Raw genomic sequence first — 17072 nt, 5'->3', positions numbered from 1 at the left:
AGTTAAAAAACTTAACTATTCGGGAGTAAACATTATTTATAAGTCTTTTATAGTATTTACTCTTATGCTGAGTGAATTAAAAGAAAAGATTCTTAGTATAATCAATTCTTATAATAGACCAGTGCTCTTTAAAGATATAAAGGATCAGCTTAATATTTCTACTGACGCTTTAAAAAGAGAACTTAACTATTTGATTAAAGAAGGACTTATTAAAAAAGAGAAAGGAAGATATGCACTTACAGAAGCTGGAAAAAAGTTACTTCAAAGATAAAATAAAAGAGTACAAATCATTTATAACGCGATTTATGAACTCCTCGCCAAGTCTTTCATCTATCTTAACATCACCATCTAGGTTTATTATACCATGAGGATTTGCATCAGATGTAGTTATTGTGTTGAACACTCCGTCCTTGACTGTATAATCAACATCCTTTAATTTTCCCTCTCTAACTAATCTGGGATTTATGTATTTAATTATAGAAGACTCTACTGTTCCAGCATGCAAATCGCGTATTTTAAAATACTCTAACCCTTTTCCAACGATCGAATATATGTAAAGTTTAAAGTGTCTGTTTTGAAAATTGATACTTCTTTTCACGATATCAAGCAATGATTCATTTCCTCCATGACCGTTTAATATTATTGCCTTATCAAAATACCTTGCCAGTTGATTAATTAATTCCGTTAAATATGAAATCATTGTAATATAAGAAACCCCAAAGTATGGAAAATCACCGTGTTCTATTGAACAAGTATAATATATTGTGGGAAAAAGAAGGATCTTATCACTTAACATTTTTTCTATTCTCCTTGCTATTTCCTCAACGATTATAGAATCAGTCCCCATAGGTAAATGAGGTCCGTGTTGCTCAATACTTCCAATTGGTATTAATGGTATTTTTCCGTAAATATCGTCTTTAGTAGAGTGAAGAAGTATCATGGAGTACCCCATTTTTTAGTTCATCAAAGTTGAAGTTTACTCTTTCCACCTTGTATTCAGCATTTTTAAATATGCTCTCTATAAAACTTGAAGGCCTAGATACTGGTAAATTATCTGCAATATATTCTGATACTTCCTCTGGATTTTCTTTAAATAGATCAATACCCTCTTTATAGATTGAGGAAAAATCTTCATTTTCACCTTTAGCACCACAAATTCCAGGTAATGTAACTCCTTTACTCTTAAATAGATCTTCTATAACTATTCCTTCAGTGGTAACACCCACAGTTACTAGCGCAGAGTCTACTTCACCGTTCTGGTATAATTTGTGTACTTCAAGCGGATTATCTGTATAAACAAGCTGGGGAGAAATATTATAAAGTTTTATCAGAAGTTGTAAAAAAATGTCATTAGCACTTCCCTTTTTCCATACCGCAATCTTTTTACCAATTTTAGGAGTTATAATTAGAAGCTTAGATAATAGAACATAATCAATTTTTCCAAGAAGAGGTATTGCATCTAGATACACATTAGCATTAGGGACTTTTTCAAATTTAATTTCAAAATCGTGCCTCTTCATTGTTGAGGCAATTAATGGATATGCTACTGGTCCAGGAACTGTAGAAATTATCACAAATACAACTTTGCTGATTAAGTTATAATTCTTTTGTTATCAGTAGTTTTCAGCTAATGTTTTGTTGATTATTAACGTTTGCTTTTAAATTAAAGCTTGATCTAGGAAAATTGGTAGGCCTATAGCTGGTTACAGTTTAAAGGCATAGTTGCAAAAGCTAGGTCTCTTAGAAGTATTGCACATAATGCTTCTTAAATTAAATAACACATCTTCCTTGTGTCAGAAAATAGCTTGTCTTTTAACTTATCAGAAAGCATAGCATTATTGAAAGATTCAATAATCCATATACTGGGAAAAAATATTTAAGAGCGTAAATAAACTGTTTTACGATGTACGTATTTCAAGGTTTAAGCGGTTATCTTCTTCTCCTGGGTTTGATGATTGGAGAAGGAATTGGTTTACCAATTCCCAGCGAAGTAATAATGCCTTTAGTTGGATATTATTCCTATGAAGGGAGCATATCATTATACATGGGAGTAATTTCTGGTACTGTAGGTAGTCTAATAGGATCAATTATAGCGTACTATATTGGGTTTTTCTTAGGATTTCCTTTCCTTAAGAAATATGGTAAGTACTTACTAATTAACGAGAAAAGAATTGATGCTTTACATAGTTGGTTTATAAAATACGGCGACTTTGCAGTTTTTGGGTTCAGATTTGTCCCAGAGCTTAGGGCCTTAATCTCTTATCCCGCTGGAATAGCAAAAATGAGTATGCTAAGATTTTTTGCATTTACACTCTTAGGTCATTTAATATGGGATATTTCTTTATCAATATTAGGTTATCATTACGCGAACGAAATCAATTATGTGATAAGTTTAGCTGAAAAATTCGGAGTTTATGCTATAGGGATAACAATTATTCTCATAGTGATTTATGTTATAATAAAATTTGCTAAAAAATAAAGGGAAAAGAAGAAACTATGGTGAGTCAGGTTTCTTTTACGAATTGTAATATTCTCATAGAATTAGAATAATTGTATAAATAAATAATTGATTTTATGTTATACCCTTAAATTATCACAAGTATTTAATCTTTCCCTACATAAAAATGAATCTCAGATAGCGATGTATTTTTTGCTTTTATTAAGGATCAAGCTTTTCCTTTAACCGTTTGTTGATTTCTTCTGTGTCTTAGATCATATATTAGCTTTTTCACTCTCTTAATATGATTATCACTAGTTATACAGAGGTGAGCTACCCCGCCCTGAAGGGCGGAGCTTCCTGCTTCATAGCCCCACCTTGCCCGTAGCTTTTCGCTACGGGTAGAGGGTAGAGCTCCACAGGCACTAAGGATGGCTCCCACCCCGATCTCTTCAATATGTTTAAGGAAGCATTATAGTCACGATCAGTAACCCAACCACACTTAGGACAGCTGAACACACGGTCAGTCAAAGTTAACTCTTTCTTTACGTACCCGCATTTGGCACACATCTTTGAAGTATATGCTGGATTTATTAACAACAGTTTCTTTCCATATTTTTCCAACTGATATTCTAGTATTCTCTTCAACTCATGGAATGCAACATCGTGTAACCTCATCCTCAACTTCCTTTCTGACTCCTCCACCAGTTGTTTAACATCTATATCCTCCATTACTACAACGTCATAATGTTGTGCGAACCACTTACCCAACTTCATATAGAGGTCTTGTCTCAAGTTCTTCAAGTGTTCATAACCCCTAGCTAACTTCACTTTTGCTTTAAACCAATTTTTCGACAAGAACTCTTTCCTCGAGAGAACCTTGTGGAGTTTCCTTATCTTCTCAAGTGCCCTCTCATAAGGTCTCAAGTTAGGGAAATAGAACCCATCACTCGTGGTTAAGAGTTTCTCTACCCCAACATCTATTGCAACTACCTTACCAGTCTTTGGGAGTTGAGAGAATCCAACACCTTCAACCATGAAGGAGACATATACTCTCTCTGAACGTGTTAGCTTAACTACCACCCTCTTTACTTTGTCAAGCGGGAAGTCCCTATGAACAATGACCTTAAACACGCCGAGATTTGATAACCTCAATAACACCAGCTTCTTCTTATTCTTCCTACTCTTAGTCCTTATTTCCCTGCTCTCAAGTATTTTCCATCCACTTTGTGGGTAAACAAGAGAGTAGTACTTATGGGGTTTCTTCTCCTTAGGAAAGTGTGCTAGACCTTTGAAGAACCTATCCCTAGCATCGTAATAACGATCGGCAATTTGCTGTACTACTTGTGAGTAGAGTTGTTGGTACTCCTTATCTTGCTTTCTTAGATCTAGAGCGAGCTGTCTTAACTCCGTTTGTGTAAGACCCTTTCCGTCCCTTTGGTAGAAATAGATATCTGCCCAGCGTAGGGTGTTGTACATCTCACATGCTAACCTCAACTGGGCTTTTAACCCCCTAATTGTTTGATCGTCAGCATATGCACGAAAGCGGAACCCTACGTTGGGCATTAATAAAATGTTCGAGAGTGGATTAAAAAATATTTCTACAAAGGGGGCTATCCATCCCCGCCTTAAACGGTACTCCCAAAATCACCTCCTTAAAAATAAACCTGTAGTATTAGTAAGCGTTTCCTCTGATTTATTTAAATAAATCTCTGCCTCAGATATATTTTCAATAATTTTTGAAATTAGTGATTTGAAAGTCCTCATTTTCACGTTATCCTTGAGGATCGTGTACAAGGAGTAAACGAGCACGGCAAGTAAGAAGATTAACATGCGGAAAATGAACTTTGTTGAACACGTAAAGGGGAGGAACGATTTAACACTCCTATAAGACGTTTCTATCGGATTCCTCACCTTGTTATATAACTCCAAGACCTTATTCTTGGGTAAATCGAGATTTGTAGCCCTAGCGAAGTAAACAACCTTCTTCTTTTTCCTCTTGATCTTCTCCCTGCGATACACGATCAGCCTAAACTTAACCTGCTCATCCTTACTACGCCTCTTACTATTCGTAATATATTCACCATCAAACTCCTCGTAGATCTTGACATCACCAACGGGAACTCCAATAATGTAGTTGAACTGGGATATGAATTTTATCACCTCAACCGTGTAAAATCCTGCATCAAGTGTTATCAGTTTAATCCTAAATCCCATTGCAACCACTTGTTCAATCAAGACCTTGACAATCTCATCCTTTGTCATCCCATTAACTTGCGGTATGAAAGCAAGTATGAGGATTTTTCCTTCGTATTTCGTTGTAGCTGTTGCGTAGTTCCACGAGTATCCCTTTTCTGAGCTTCCCAAACCTTCTACAGGTTTTCCGTACCAAGTTATTGTTGTCCAATCTATTGATAGTTCTATCTCCTTCACGCCCTTAAGTGTTTCGAGTGAGATTTGTTTCACTTGTTCCAGTGTTTTTTCCGCTACTTGTAACCCTTGTTCTTCAACGTAATTCCTCACCGTTTGTGGTGATACGTTGTAAGCTCTGGAAACGTTTTCCACTGAATCTTTGTGTAATGATGCTGAGATCAAGGTTTTTGTAACTTCCTCTCCCTTTCTCCCTTGGAAGTTACTCATGGAAATTAATTTATACCCTATTTGTTGAGTGTTTAATGAGGGAATTGGCATTACCATGAGCCCTTATGGTAATACCGATTCCCTCGCTTTAAACCTTTTTTCCCAATTTGTTGAATTCTTGATGTTGTTATAAACTTGGTTATGTTCAACAAATTTAATATTGTTCAATCAGAATTATTTTTGTAAAATGATTTTGGGAGTACCGTAAAAGGCGAGGTTTTTCGCCCCCTTTGAACCCCTAAACTTTATAAAAAATAATTTAATGTATAATCCCATTTCAATATCGTGTTAGACTACAACGAATTTGATAGATGGTTTAAATCAGCTAAGCTTACCTTAGAAAGTGCTAAGCATGATCTTAGCGGTGGGTTCTATAATTGGGCTTGCTTTAAATCGCAACAAGCTGCTGAGTTTGCTGTTAAAGCTTATTTTTATGGTATTGGACAACCTAAAACTGGACATACGATATCAAGTTTATTAAATTTACTGAACGCTTCTCAAGATCTCATTGATAAGGCCAAGTATTTAGATAAATTATATGTTCCAACCAGATATCCAGATGTATGGGAAGAGGAAACACCAGCATACTATTATACCAAGAAGGAGGCTGAAGAAGCTATAAAATATGCTGAAGAAATAATAAAATACGTAGAGGAACTTTGGAGGATGTTATCTCAAAAAGAGAAAGAGAGAGAAGAAAGGTAATAGAAATAGTTAGGACTTATGCTAACTCTCTGAAAGGTAAATATACCGTGTTTTTGATAGGCTCTTATGCCAGGGGTGATTTTAATGCATGGAGTGATATAGATGTGCTATTAATAGGAGATTTTCAAGGAAATCCACTAGAGAGATTACTAAGATTAGATTTTCCTCCCGGCTTTGAGGTTATCCCTCTGACTGAGAACGAGTTTGATAAGGCGATTAAGAAAAATAAGCCAATAATTTGGGATGTTAAAAATAAAGGAATTGTGTTAAGAGATGATCTTAATATATGTAAAAAGTACGCCAATACAATACGATGTGTTAACCCTTCATAGAATACTATAAATGGGGAAACATTTAATATTAAGTTTTTAAATATTTACTTAAATGTAAAAAAACTACCAAATGAAATTTTATATCTACAAAATCCAAGTCTTATTAAGGAAGAATATAGCAATCTGAGTATTAGGCTTTTTTAGAAATACATATGTAGTTCTTCAGAAATAATAATTTGTATTCTAAGTTTGTGTAAATTAGCTATCATGGAATCACTAAAGATAAATTCTTAATTATTATTAAGTAAAATTTTCTTGGTTGAGAGCTTACTATTCAGATGACTATTATATATCTACAATGAATATTTAAGGAGAAAGAAAAAGAAAATTATTTTACCTTCTTCTCATTACTAACGCTACAATACCAACTATTATACCTATTATAGCTAATACGATACCAATTAGTGCATAAGTCTTTGCACTACTTATATTATTATTTAGTGTGCTGACATCACTGCTTAAAGTATTTCCTAGTGAAGATATGTGAGAATTAATCGAGTTCACATTATTACTTAACGCTGCACTTAGTGATGATAACTGATTTGCGAAATTAACCATTACTGATGAACTGTTTGATAGACCGTCATTTTGTACAGCTACGACAGTAATGTTATATGTCCCATCTGGATACATAGCGGTATTTATTGAGTAATTGCCTATTATAGGCGATGTAGATGGCACAAATGTTTTTACTAATTGACCGTTTAACAGTATTTCAACTTCAGATATATCCGTTCCAGTAATTGTGTAAGATATTGTAATTGTACCGGTTACGTTTGAATTTGGTTTAGGTGATGTAATTGTTATAAGTGGTAATGAGGGTGTTATACTGATCACTTTCGAGTTAATTAGAGTAAGTTTGGTTGAACTTAAGTTCAAAAATTCTGCAGTAGTCCCAACTAATGAGACATTAGAGCTATAAGCGTATATACTATTAACCGTGGAGGATACGATAGTTATACTACTATCCTTAACATAAACTAATGAGACATTAGAGTTTATAATAGTTACATGACCTTCTATTGTATCATTAAAGAGTATATCATTCATTAAGGTAACATTTCCTTCTATTGTATCATCAACAAGGTAAGCGTTATAAGTTTGTCCAAGATCAATCGTTTTTCCTTTAATTTGAGTATATGGTAAAACATAGAATGTATGTTCAGCAGATATATTTGTTGTTGTCGGGATTCCATCGGCGGATACTCCAGTGACTAGAATATCGAATGGTACTCCAAAGTAAGTTGTAGCAAAGTAAGTCAGATTACCTAAAGAGTATGATGATGGTAAAGTTACATTACCTACCCATAAGCCTAGTGAGGGATTATACCATAATGGTATTTGAATTAAGTTACTTATAGTAGAATACTCACTAGATAATATAGTTGGATAAACATCAGCAGAGTACATTCCAAATTTCACTTCAGTTCCGTTTGGATATGTTATATTAGCGTAAATATTAATCGTCTCTCCTCCGTAAGTATATCTTACGGTTTCTATTTGTGGAACATTATACGCCGGCGAGACATATATTTGACCATAAAACTGCCCAGTTATATATTCTCCTAATGTATATGAGTCATAAACCGCATTAAGAATTATCGTATAAACTCCCGCTTGAACATTTTTAGGTACTGGTAAGTAACCTTCGTAGGCATCAATTGTTGGGTTAAATAATACTCTAGCTTCACTGACCACTTCGCCGCTTGGACTTATCAACTTTGCAGTTATATTAGAACCGTACAGTATATCATTATAAGTTAAAGGATTAGTTAATGCTACTGATAATGGTGGCTCTGGCAGACCTTCAATAACTACAGCTTGCCCTCCTCCAACCGCACCTGGTTCAACTATTACATCTGGTAATATAAACATTGTTTGTAGATATATTCCATTCATAAAGGCATCAAAACCATAAGCGCCATTAGCTTCAGCCAAGATTACTCCAGAAGGTAAAGATGATAGTATTCCCACCCAGGCTCCTATATGAGGATTATAAGTTAACGTTACTCCGCCTACATCTGCAAACAAATTTGTCGTAATATTATAACTGTATAAGGTAAGGGTAAAAGACTGAGTAGTAGGGGCTGGAACTCCATAGACGTTACATATTTCAGCCTCTATCACTGGAGTCACATTACTATCAAAAGGTACACTAGTAACTGGATTTAGGAACTGTACATAATACCCAGAGAATGTTTCATAATATCCTAATCCTTTAATTCCATCTGATGAGCCGTAAACATAAACAAATATAACACCAATAGCTGTTGATGGTAGAGTTACTGTTGCTGTCCATTCTTTTGATGTAGGATTATATGCTAATTCAACAGTTGTTGTATTACCATATACAGATTCTATAGTAGCAAAGAAGGTTCCAGAAGTTACTGAAACATCACTATAAGTAATATTTGCAGTAATCAACATCTCTTCTCCAGGGAAGAACTCTTCTGGAGTTTCACCAGTAGTATTATAAACGTTAACAACTATCGATAAGCTTGGCGATGGTTTAAGTGTTTGTAAAGTAGTTGCCAATTCACCGAAGTTTATCGTTCCCCAACCTGTGACTAAGTTGTAACCATAACTTGTAGTCCATGGTATATTGTAGCCAAAAGTTATTGGATAGAACACTTTATTATATAAGGAAGAATTTTCAGCAATCATATAAAGCGTTGGAGTAATTAGACCTAATTTTTTGTGGAGATAACTCATAACAGTGACTAAAGCACCAGCAGTTAATGGTGAAGCTTCACTTGTTCCTCCAGTAATTACAGTTACATTACCAGAGCATACAATATAAATCCCTGGAAATACATCTGCATTTGCAGAAACATCTGGAATTTCTCTTCCGTTTGGATATGTTACGGGTGTAGATAAGCTAGATTGATACCAAGGTTTAGGCTCAACAATACTTATTCCACCCGTAGAACCACCGTAATTTACGAAGTTTGGAACGAATCCGTAATTTGACCAAGCTGTTTGATAATATGAACCATTAGGGAATTGTATGTATGTTGTTGTACCTCCTACTGCTATTACATAAGGAGATACTGAAGGATACCCTACCGTGCCAATAGGTCCATTACTATAACCACTTCCTCCAGCATCACCACTACTTGCTAGGAATGTTATCCCTTCTGTAACACCCATGGCATAGTATTCATCAGTTAAGACTACACATGAGTAAAATAGTTCACCATTGAAAAATGAGGAGAAGGACGATTCTGGTATACTAAAGCTTTGAGAAAGTACATCAACTTTATCTTGTGAAACTATGTAAGCAATTACCGATGATAAAGGTAAATTGGGATTGGCAATATACAAGGTTATATTTGCTTCAGGAGCCATTGTGTGTGCAATTTCAACATCTAAACTAATTTCTCCAGCCCAACCAGTTAATATTCCGAGGTTCGGATTATAAGGACCAATGGGAACTATTGTGAAGTTTGGTGGATTTGGTAACCCAGTTATTTTATCGAAATATGCTAATTGCTGTGCTATGTAAGGATCGCCATAAAAGTCCAAAATTCCAATAGTGTAGTTTTGCCCCTTATAACCATTATTAAACAAGAAAGTTAAATTGTACACTTTTTGTAATGCTGTTGGCCAGTATGCTTCAATTGAAAATGTTTGATTAACAGTTTGATAGAATTTTTCTAGGTTTTTCTGAGTTATTAAAGTCGTTGGATGATTAAAGAATATAGTGGTTAAATTATTAGATACTACATATACTGGTAGTTTAGGAACTCCATAAACGGTATAATATGTAAGTGAACCGTTAGAATACACTGCATAATTTACACCAAGTGTGTTTTCAATTTGAGCTACACTTCCTTCAGCTACAATTACTGAATCTGAAGCGGTAAATAGTATATTAAAATCATTCTCCTTTAGATACTGTAAAACATGTTCATATTCTGTAGTAGGATAAAATAGTCTTTCGATCTGTGTCTTATTTAAGAAGTGATGATATAGTGGCGATGAGGGGTTTGAAACAGCATAAGCGTAGTAATATAAAAGCCCTAAGTTCTTAAGGGGAATATATACTGTAAATATTACTTTTTCATTACTAGGTAAACTCCCTATTTTATGAAAGCCATTTAATTGAGTTGGAGGAATATATTCTGTTTGTGTTACCGTTAATAGTGGAGTTAGGATTGATAATATGAAAAGGAGGGATAGAAATAACGCCTTATTTTGCATGCTTAGTAATATACTTTTACCTTTATAAATTTTTCCATAATAGCGATTTTATACCCAATATTAGCAAAAACAAAATATTAAGTAACTTTCTTTAAGTTTAACTACTTCTTCTAATTTAGTAAAGTAGAATTGTAGCCCTAAAATTGCCATACTAAAATGCAAAATTTCACTTGAGATAATTTAACATCTAGAAAATGGATTTATAAAAGGGAAAATGTGGACTTAGTATCTTCCTTAACCTACATAATTATAAAGTTATATAATAATTATTAATCTTGATTCTTATTCGAATTTTGAAATTATAAAAAAGATCTACAGATTAATAGCAAAATTATATAAGGGAAATTACCATCTCATGATACTATAAGTAGAAATCTTTTATCATATTTTTAGCATTACAAGAAAATTTAACTAATTGTATAAAAAAGTAAGTTCTCGACGTGGTGAGCGTTAAAATTTCTGATACACTGTCCTCCTGCATTAGAGAAATATTTATAAACTTGGGAGATGGTAAGTTACTTGCTAGGGGGTAAGTAAAACGTTATTTGATCCTAGACCTAAAGATAATTTGAAAGATATCTTTGACAGAGAAAATGAAATCTCATTACTTAAAAATTCACTAGACTCTCCTTTAATTGTTATAATGGGATTAAGGAGAACTGGAAAAACATCTTTGGTTAGATCTGTTTTAAATGAGGAAAAAGTTACTTATATTTTCCTTGATATGAGAAGATTTGAAAATAAGGAATATATTGTATATAAGGATTTTATTCAAGTATTGGAAAAGGAGATAAATAGAATTGTAAAGAAAAATAGAGATCTCATATCACATCTCCAGATACGAGGAGTACAAATCATGGGGATTTCGGTAAATTTTAGTTGGGGAAGAGATAAAGTGGAACTTTCAGATATCTTCTCCTCTCTAAATGATTGGGGTGAAGAAAAAGGTAAAACAGTATATATAGTAATTGATGAAGCACAAGAATTGATAAAGCTTAAAGGCTATAACGTCCTCTATTCAATAGCCTATGCTTTTGATAATTTAAAGAAACTCAACTTCATAATAACCGGGTCTGAAGTAAGAGTAAAGGATAAATTTTTAAAACTCCAAGACGAAGAATCTCCACTTTTCGGAAGAACTCACATAGAAATTAATATAAAACCTTTTGATAAGGAAACTGCAATAAGATTTTTGGAAGAAGGATTTAGAGAACAAAGGATAAATTTCGAAGATAAAGAGAGGGTATACGACATTCTAGGAGGAAATCCTGGATGGCTAACTTATTTTGGTTACGTTTATATAAAAACTAAAGATGAGGAGAAGGCAATAGTCAATACCAAAAAGTACGCTAAAAAACTCCTTTCCAGGGAGTTTTGTAATTTCCTAAAAGAGGGAGGAAGAGATAAGAGAAGGTATGTGAAAGTTATAGAAACATGTAAGGAAGGATGTAGATGGAAGGATATTAAAAACTCTCTGGAAGCTTTAGAAGGTAGGGAAATAAATGACGGAACAGTGAGAGATATCGTGAATAATTTATTAGAATACTCCTTTCTAATCAAGGAGGATAAAGAATATATAATTGCAGACAAATTATTGGGAGAAATCTCTGATTTAAGATGTTAATGGAACTAACTTTAGATGTTAAAGTGTAAACAATAATGCAATTCATATTTAAAGTTAGCTTTAATTTCTTTAAGAGTGCATGAGTGTGTAGTCATTCTAGTATAAATTATTTTCTTATAGCGAATAGACTACTAAACCGTTACTTCGGAAAAATTAGTTTCACATAAGAGACACCATATGCTATGACTCTAACAACCTGAATTTACAATCGTAATAACCTACTGAAAATCTTATCTTCAGCCTCCATTATAATTAAAGATTAACTTTTAGTGAAGAAGGCTTTTTAATTCGTTTGCATACTAACTTTTATGCTTCAAGAGCATTTACCAATAATAACTGGTAAATCCACTTATATAGATGATATTAATCCTAAAAACGTTGCATATCTTCACGTTGTTAGATCACCAATAGCTAGAGGTATAATAAAAAGTATATCTAAACCACAACACGCATTATTGACCTTAACGTGGGATGACGTTAAAGCCTATATGCCAGCAAGGCTATTTCCGGATCTAGCTAGAACTTCACAAGTAGCTAGAATGCCCGTATTAGCTGATGGTAGGGTTAACTTTGTCGGACAGCCAGTTTTTAGCATTTGTTGTTGAGGACAGATATGAAACTGAGGATGTAGCAGAAGAAGTTTCGATAGATTACGAAGAACTTAAACCAATAGTGGACGTAGAAGAATCATTAAAAGAAGAACCTATACATCCAGGATTAAGGAGTAATATCTCAATAGATCAGCTTTTAGAAGGAGGGGATCTATCCCTTAAGAGTAAGGCGGACGTAATAGTCAGAAGAAAAATAAAACAACACAGAATTGTTTCAAACCCAATGGAACCTAAAGGAATAATCTGTTGGTGGGATAATGATGTATTAAACGTATATGTTTCTACGCAAGCTCCTTTTGGAGTAAGAAATGATTTGAGAGAAGTGCTAGGTATACCTCCAGAGAAAATTAGAGTTTACTCTCCACCTAATGTAGGAGGCGGATTTGGTAATAAAAGTGGAGGTTACCCAGAATATGTATTAGCGGCAATAGCTTCGTTAAAATTAGGTAGACCTATTAAATGGATTGAGACCAGAAGTGAAATGTTAGTAAATACTCAATCACTAGGTAGAGGAGAAGTTTCTGATATGAAGTTATATGCTACGAAAGATGGAGAAATATTAGGGATTGAAGGAACAGTAGTAGCTAACATAGGTGCTTACGATTACGGTTTAAATTTCTTTACATCATTGTTTGTAGCAAGGTTATCTAATGGACCTTATAAATTAAAGTTTGCTTCAATTAGAGCTATGTCAGTGTTTACTAATACACCACCTATGGGATTCTATAGAGGTGCTGGAAGACCAGAAGCGGCACTAATTCATGAAACTTTAGTTGAGGATTTGGCTGAGGAATTAGGAATGGATCCAGTAGAGATAAGGAGGAAGAACCTTGTCGATGATAAAGGTTATATAACACCTCTAGGTAATAGATTAGACCCAGCAGGATATCATGAAGTTTTAGATAAAGCTGAAAAACATTATAGGAAGGCAAAAGAAGAATATAAAGATAAAGGGGTATCTTTAGTAGTATTTACAGAGATAGTAAGAACATCACCAGGTGAGGGGGCCAAAGTTGAAATTAAGAACGGTAAAGTTTACTTTAGTCTAGGTTTGGGACCTCATGGTCAAGCTTATAGTAGTACGTTTAAAAAATTAGCCTCACAAACTTTAGGAATAGATGAGAGTATGATAGAAGTAGTTACAGGGAGTACTGAAACCGTAAAAGAGGGCATAGGGAGTTTTGGATCTAGAGCAGGAACAATAGGAGGGTCAGCAGTAATCGCAGCTGCTGAAGAATTATTGAAAAAACTAGGTAAAGAGTCGCTAAACAAAGAAGATTTAATAAAATATGAAGGAGTAAGTGCTGAGATATTTTACAAGGCCGATGATATTTTTGCTCCTGGTGCTCATGTAGCAGTTGTAGATCTAGATAAGGAGACAGGCTTCGCTAAAGTTATAGATTATTATGCAGTAGACGATGTTGGCAAAGTTCTTAATAAAGAAGAAATTGAAGGTCAAATTATTGGAGGAATTCTACAAGGAGCTTCCCAGGTTATAATTGAAGCAATGAGATATGATGAAAGAGGAATTCCATTATGTGCTTCAATAGCAGATTGTGGAGTACCCACTACTCTTGAAGCACCGCTAAAGATAAATCAAGACTACGTAGAGTATCCCTCTCAACTACTATCTGGAAGTAGAGGAGTAGGTGAAGCTGGAACTACTGGAGCCTTACCAGCAATATTTATAGCCCTTGAAAAAGCGGCCAAGAAAAAGTTTAACGTAACACCAATAGACCCATGGATTGTTATATAAAAAATTGTTTTTTAATACTTCTAATTTATTTATGCTCTTAGAAGTTTAAAATTATTTTATAGATTATATCACTTTACTCATAAAGTTTAATCAATTATTAAGTTACAGACTCTCTAGTCTAAGCTAAATTCTATTGTACATTCTGAAATTCTTAGCTTATGCGGAGTAACGTAATTTATTAATATCAATTTTACTAGGAATAATAAAATTTGATAGATTATATAAAAATTTCACGTTAATAAGATATGAAAATTTCATAATTAAGTAAAAACATCTAAGCGAAAGTTTAAGATAAATTAATTATATGCACTTTACTCCGTTTAATAGGGATGAAAGTGAGATTTGATGCAGGCTAATATTCCTTGCGTATTCTGATTCTTAAAATATTCGTATAATTTCAAGGAGCCATTGTATTACATCGCACTTTATAAACTATACTTTTTATAGTCTACCTATAATATATTTATTAATGTATGATGTGAAAAAATTTAAATATTTTACAGTATCATCGCTAGCGTTTGGAACATGGCGAATTGGTGGGGGCTACTGGTATGCTTCTCACGATAAGGATAATGAATGGATAAGTATTATAAAAAGGGCAATAGAGTTAGGTATAACTTTAATTGACACGGCAGAAATGTACGGTAATGGCCATGCTGAGGAACTTGTTGGCCAAGCAATAAGAAGTTTTGATAGAGAGCAATTATTTATAGTATCTAAAGTATGGCCTAGCCACGCTAATTATGAAAAGGTCTTAAAATCTGCTAAGAATAGTTCAAAAAGATTAGGAACATATGTAGATCTTTACTTATTACATGCTCCACCGAGAGTTCCAATATGCCAAACTATGAAAGCTTTTGAAAAGTTAGTCGATGATGGTATAATAAGATTTTTTGGTTTAAGTAATTTTGACGTAAAAGGAATAGAAAGTGCCAAACAATGCTTAAGCAAATATGAGTTGGTAGCTATTCAAAATCATTACAGTCTATTAGACAGAAGAGATGAAAGAAGTGTTTTAGCTTATGCTGAGAGAAATGATTTAATGTACATGGCTTACACTCCACTAGAAAACGGAATATTATCTAAAAATGAATTCCTTGCCAATATAGGTAAGAAATATAATAAAACTGCTACTCAAGTAGCATTAAATTGGTACATATCGCGTAATAATCTAGTACCTATAGTGAAAGCATCTAAGACAAATCATGTAGAAGAAAACGCAGGAGCAATGGGCTGGAGGCTGTCTGAAGAAGATTGGAAGGCGATAGATAATCATTTTAGGGAGAGAAATTATCTTCTAGATAAGTTTATTAGTGCGTTGAAGTCTATGCGACCATGGACCTAATTATTAAAAAGTAAATTCTCTCAATATAAAATATGGTTTTTATAGTGTCTTATAGGGAAAAAGAGAGTTTATAACTTAGTATAGATGCTATCTACACTATAAATTTATCTGATAAATTCTTCGTTTTTGATAGATTAAGTTCCAATTAATATATTAGGATTATCAATCAGAACAACAATTTTCACATCCTAGGCGATACGATTTAAATCAACCCCAACAGTTATTTCAGCCTCTAATGTATTGTTCTTACTTAATTTTCCATACCTCTAGAAGAACTTTCAGAACACATAAACTAATCAATACTTTAATTCAAGGTTGTTAACAGATGAGGCAAATATTGTTAACAGCCAAATATTCTTTTTAAGAGGTAGATTATGTAATACACATATAAGGTTGGACCTAAGTCCTAATTTTTAGACCAGTTTTTAAGTTCCTTTTTATATGACTATAGTGTAGAAAGGTATAAGTCAGTATGATTGACTAAGTATAATTAAAATCGTAAAAAGATTATAAAATTCATTACTTTTTAACCAGATTTATAACACTTTGAATTTGTTATAAAAAGATTATGAAGTAGTAGAATGATTTTGATCAATATATTTCATATGGTATTTTCCTATATGTCTTAATACTGCAATTACAACCCCTAAACCTACTTGAATTTCTGGATCTTTTAATAGTCCTAGAAATTGCCACCAATGCGTAATCCTTTCTATTTTTTCTTCTTTTAATGCTTCACCAGTTTCGTTAATTAAAAGAGTATAGTACTTAAAGTTAGTTAAGTCAAATTTACTTAGGTCATTAATAATCTCATTCCAATGAGCTAAAAGATTCATTGTAAAATCATTAACTATTCCATTCATAACTTTACCAATAGTATCTTCATCTTCAGCAATTCCCTTCAAAACATCTATTAATCCGAGAGACTTTAACTTGTTATATAAGTCCATCAATTCACTTACGTTATTTATTACATCTTCCCTAGAAACTACCTCAAGAAGTTTTAATAAGTTATTCCAATTACTGAGTAAATTAAGCGTATTATCATTAACTAATGCTGACATCACTTTTCCTAGCGTTTCTTCATCTTGTAAAATCCCTTTTATAGGATCTAATATCCCACTCTTGTTAAGAAGTTTCATTAAATCAAGTGTCTGCAAAAAAGTTCCTAGCGTTTCTTCATCGCTTAAAGTTTCTAACATTTTAGTTATGTTATTCCATTTCTGCAATAGATTTAGGGTAGTATCAGTAACCACACTATTTAGTACCTTTCCTATTAATTCTTCATCACTAACAGCACCTTCAACCAATGAAAGTAAACCATATTTATTTTCTGCTTCAGAAAAAATTGAAAGTAGTTTATTTAATGTTGATAAGTTCTCTTCTGATAAAAGTTTGTCAAGTTGTAACTCTTCCATC

Annotated in this window: 11 protein-coding genes and 2 pseudogenes; 7 read left to right on the top strand and 6 right to left on the bottom strand. The window is 33.4% G+C overall.

The genetic code is table 11. The features are described 5' to 3' along the window. The first annotated feature begins 64 nt into the window (after positions 1–64). Entirely contained in the window at positions 65–271 is a 207-nt protein-coding gene (locus tag D1869_RS13620; RefSeq protein WP_156015607.1) for a winged helix-turn-helix domain-containing protein, read from the top strand. On the opposite strand, the gene D1869_RS13615 is transcribed toward D1869_RS13620, so the two are convergent. Together D1869_RS13615 and D1869_RS13610 are read right to left on the bottom strand one after the other, a co-directional pair. Next, a complete protein-coding gene (locus D1869_RS13615) occupies positions 257–940 on the bottom strand; it encodes a creatininase family protein (protein WP_156015606.1) in 684 nt (227 codons plus the stop codon). The two genes, D1869_RS13620 and D1869_RS13615, sit on opposite strands and share 15 nt — an antisense overlap. Next, positions 918–1574 (bottom strand): DUF3834 domain-containing protein, encoded by a 657-nt coding sequence (locus D1869_RS13610; protein WP_156015605.1) that lies wholly within the window; start codon positions 1572–1574, stop codon positions 918–920. The genes D1869_RS13615 and D1869_RS13610 overlap by 23 nt, the downstream gene beginning before the upstream one ends. A 329-nt stretch (positions 1575–1903) precedes the next feature. On the opposite strand from D1869_RS13610, the gene D1869_RS13605 reads away from it, so the two are divergent. After that, positions 1904–2479 (top strand): DedA family protein, encoded by a 576-nt coding sequence (locus tag D1869_RS13605; protein WP_156015604.1) that lies wholly within the window; start codon positions 1904–1906, stop codon positions 2477–2479. Positions 2480–2770: 291 nt separating this feature from the next. On the opposite strand, the gene D1869_RS13600 is transcribed toward D1869_RS13605, so the two are convergent. Both D1869_RS13600 and D1869_RS13595 read right to left on the bottom strand, forming a co-directional pair. Continuing rightward, positions 2771–4003, bottom strand: a complete 1233-nt coding sequence (locus tag D1869_RS13600; RefSeq protein WP_156015603.1) for an RNA-guided endonuclease InsQ/TnpB family protein — start codon at positions 4001–4003, stop codon at positions 2771–2773. Positions 4004–4215: 212 nt separating this feature from the next. Next, positions 4216–5134: pseudogene (locus D1869_RS13595) on the bottom strand (ISH3 family transposase); the annotation flags it as partial. Between the two features lie 228 nt (positions 5135–5362). On the opposite strand from D1869_RS13595, the gene D1869_RS13590 reads away from it, so the two are divergent. Then, on the top strand, positions 5363–5782 hold the full coding sequence (locus D1869_RS13590) for a HEPN domain-containing protein (RefSeq protein ID WP_156015602.1): 420 nt from the start codon (positions 5363–5365) through the stop codon (positions 5780–5782). Further along, positions 5737–6114 (top strand): nucleotidyltransferase domain-containing protein, encoded by a 378-nt coding sequence (locus D1869_RS13585; RefSeq protein WP_156015601.1) that lies wholly within the window; start codon positions 5737–5739, stop codon positions 6112–6114. Before D1869_RS13590 ends, D1869_RS13585 begins: the two co-directional genes overlap by 46 nt. Positions 6115–6447: 333 nt before the next feature. Here the strand turns inward: D1869_RS13585 and D1869_RS13580 are convergent, their stop codons facing one another. Continuing rightward, positions 6448–10317, bottom strand: coding sequence for a protease pro-enzyme activation domain-containing protein (locus D1869_RS13580; RefSeq protein WP_156015600.1), 3870 nt, complete (start codon positions 10315–10317; stop codon positions 6448–6450). A gap of 568 nt (positions 10318–10885) precedes the next feature. On the opposite strand from D1869_RS13580, the gene D1869_RS13575 reads away from it, so the two are divergent. The 3 genes and pseudogenes from D1869_RS13575 to D1869_RS13565 all read left to right on the top strand — a co-directional run bounded on the left by D1869_RS13575 (position 10886) and on the right by D1869_RS13565 (position 15653). Further along, positions 10886–11941 carry an AAA family ATPase gene (locus D1869_RS13575; RefSeq protein ID WP_156015599.1) on the top strand — a complete coding sequence of 352 codons (1056 nt, stop codon included), beginning with the start codon at positions 10886–10888 and terminating at the stop codon, positions 11939–11941. 308 nt (positions 11942–12249) lie between these two features. Then, positions 12250–14308: pseudogene (locus tag D1869_RS13570) on the top strand (xanthine dehydrogenase family protein molybdopterin-binding subunit). Positions 14309–14777: 469 nt separating this feature from the next. Continuing rightward, on the top strand, positions 14778–15653 hold the full coding sequence (locus D1869_RS13565; protein WP_156015598.1) for an aldo/keto reductase: 876 nt from the start codon (positions 14778–14780) through the stop codon (positions 15651–15653). A 566-nt stretch (positions 15654–16219) separates the two neighbouring features. On the opposite strand, the gene D1869_RS13560 is transcribed toward D1869_RS13565, so the two are convergent. Next, a complete protein-coding gene (locus D1869_RS13560) occupies positions 16220–17071 on the bottom strand; it encodes a helical membrane plugin domain-containing protein (RefSeq protein ID WP_156015597.1) in 852 nt (283 codons plus the stop codon). Position 17072 lies beyond the last annotated feature (1 nt).

Origin of the sequence: Sulfurisphaera ohwakuensis (assembly GCF_009729055.1) — an archaeon.
Lineage (GTDB): Archaea > Thermoproteota > Thermoprotei_A > Sulfolobales > Sulfolobaceae > Sulfurisphaera > Sulfurisphaera ohwakuensis.
Note: the sequence above shows the minus strand (reverse complement) of the source record. Positions and strands in the feature narration are given on the sequence as shown.